We start from the raw sequence: 2,293 nt of genomic DNA, 5'->3' as shown, positions 1-2,293 counted from the left end.
GGATCCGACCGCGCGCTTCTCAGGCGCCGGTCGACACCGGGCGGCTGCTGTCGCTCACCCAACCGCTCCACGAATTGGTGGGTGTCGACCTTGGTCGGCACGGGGTCGGATCCCGTTGCCACGCAACGGGCTCTGACCCCCGATTTACGCTCGATGGGTCAGAGCCGCTTTCCGTTGGAAAACGGATCCGACCCCGCGCGGCTCAGGCGCCGGTCGCCACCGGGCGGCTGCTGTCGCTCACCCAACCGCTCCACGAATTGGTGGGTGTCGACCTTGGTCGGCACGGGGTCGGATCCCGTTGCCACGCAACGGGCTCTGACCCCCGATTTTCGGTTGATGGGGTCAGAGCCGTTTTCCGTTGGAAAACGGATCCGACCGCGCGCTTCTCAGGCGCCGGTCGCCACCGGGCGGCTGCTGTCGCTCACCCAGCCGCTCCAGGAATCGGCGTAGATGCGCGCGCCGCTCAGCCCCGCGCTTTCCATCGCCAGCAGCAGATGGCAGGCGGTCACGCCGGAACCGCACATCAGCACCACCTGCTGCGGATCGCGGTTGCCGATCACGCCCTGCAGTTCGGCGCGCAGCTCCTGTGCGTCGCGCAGGCGGCCGTCGAGTACGTTCAATGCGAACGGGTGGTTGACCGCGCCCGGCACATGCCCGGCCACCGGGTCCAGCGGCTCCACTTCACCACGGAAACGCTCACCCGCCCGCGCGTCGACCAGCCAGCCCGGCGCATGCTTCAGCCGCGCGGTGATTTCATCGGCGTTGGCGATCTGGGTGGTGTCGAAGCGGCCCGGGTAGGCAGGCAGCGCTGTCACTTCAGCCTGGCCGCTTTCCAACGTGTGACCGGCGGCCTGCCAGGCGGCGATGCCGCCGTCGAGTACGGCCACCCTGCTGTGACCGATCAGGCGCAGCAGCCACCACAGGCGCGAGGCGGCCATGCTGCCGTCGCTGCCATCGTAGACCACCACCTGGGTGTCGGGGCCGATGCCCCACTGCCCCAGCTTTGCAGCCAAGGCATCGCTGTCCGGCAGTGGATGGCGACCATGGCCGACGCGCGACAGATCAGACAGGTCACGATTCAGATCGGCATACACCGCACCCGGGATATGACCTGCCAGATACTGGCTGCTTCCCGCCTGCGGGTCGGCCAGCGAGGAGCGCGCATCGACCACCCGCACCGCAGTGCTGGCAGTGGCGCGTGCGTCGACCACGCGGATGCCTTCGCCCAACGCGGCAGCCAGTGTGGCGACATCGACCAGGGTGGTCCACGGCGGATCGATCAGCTTCATTGCACTTGCTCCAGGCGGCGACGCAGGTTGTAGAGAATGGCGGCGGTCGCCCCCCAGATGCGCTGGCCCGGCCAGCCATACTCAAGCACGTGGCGTACCCGGCCGCGATGGTTGATTTCGACCTGGCGCAGGCTGTCAGGCGACATCAGGTAATCCAGTGGTACCTCAAATACCTCGGCCACTTCACTCGGCTGCGGCACTGGCACGAACTCCGGATCGACCACCGCCACCACCGGCGTGACGCGGTAGCCGGTGATGGTGACGAAGGGATCGAGATACCCCAGCGCCTGCACCTGGCCGGGCGCCAATGCGATTTCTTCCTGGCTCTCGCGCAGCGCGGCCGCCAGCGCGTCGCGGTCATCGGGTTCGGTGCGGCCACCGGGGAATCCGACCTGGCCACCATGGGTGCGCAGTGTTTCGGTGCGACGGGTGAGGATCACCTGTGCGCCGTTGGCGCGCGGCACGATGCCGGCCAGCACCGCAGCCTCCACTGGAGGCCCGGGCGGCAGCAGGTCAACCAGCTCACTGCGGTTCCAGCCGTCGCCCGCAGGTGGTTGGGCCAAGGGGTGCAGCGCGCGCATCAGTCGTTCGTGGTCGGCCAGCGAACCGCGCAGGGACTGCTGCAGTTGTTGCCGCAGGGGCTGCACGCGATGCAGGATGCGGCTGCGTTCCTCGTTGCTCATCGACGACCACCGCGCGATCTCATCGATATGCCGCCCGCAGCCGGCGCATTGCCGGTGCGGATCCAGCGTGCACACTCCGATGCAGGGACTTGCGACAACACGCGCCGTTTCTTCCATTGTTTGCACCCGCCAACAGTAGCGCGATCGGGCTGAATTTGCGCGGGTGGCCCGGCCGGACGATAGTCGACTGTCAGTCGACTCGCGCGCGCAGCGTGGGCGTTTCCCCGATGTGACCCAAAAACAGTCGACTGACAGTCGACTCTACCGTCAGGCACTGCGCAAACAAAAACGCGCCGGTGGGGTCACCGGCGCGTTTCGTTT

2 protein-coding genes are annotated in these 2,293 nt (G+C 67.6%); both read right to left on the bottom strand.

All coding sequences use genetic code 11. The features are described 5' to 3' along the window. Positions 1–386 precede the first annotated feature (386 nt). A complete protein-coding gene (locus ABGA94_RS15815) occupies positions 387–1,289 on the bottom strand; it encodes a sulfurtransferase (RefSeq protein WP_375367770.1) in 903 nt (300 codons plus the stop codon). Then, positions 1,286–2,089, bottom strand: coding sequence for a CoA pyrophosphatase (locus tag ABGA94_RS15810; protein ID WP_375367769.1), 804 nt, complete (start codon positions 2,087–2,089; stop codon positions 1,286–1,288). Before ABGA94_RS15810 ends, ABGA94_RS15815 begins: the two co-directional genes overlap by 4 nt. Between the last annotated feature and the right edge of the window lie 204 nt (positions 2,090–2,293).

The sequence above is a fragment of the Stenotrophomonas sp. 3diitr2024 genome (genome assembly GCF_042136455.1).
GTDB classification, from domain to species: domain Bacteria; phylum Pseudomonadota; class Gammaproteobacteria; order Xanthomonadales; family Xanthomonadaceae; genus Stenotrophomonas; species Stenotrophomonas sepilia.
The sequence above is the reverse complement of the archived record's forward strand: the minus strand, read 5'-3'. Positions and strand labels throughout refer to the sequence as shown.

Coding starts and splice junctions, on each gene's coding strand:
- ABGA94_RS15810 (WP_375367769.1), bottom strand. CDS start 2,089: ATGGAAGAAACGGCGCGTGTTGTCGCAAGTCCCTGCATCGGAGTGTGC.
- ABGA94_RS15815 (WP_375367770.1), bottom strand. CDS start 1,289: ATGAAGCTGATCGATCCGCCGTGGACCACCCTGGTCGATGTCGCCACA.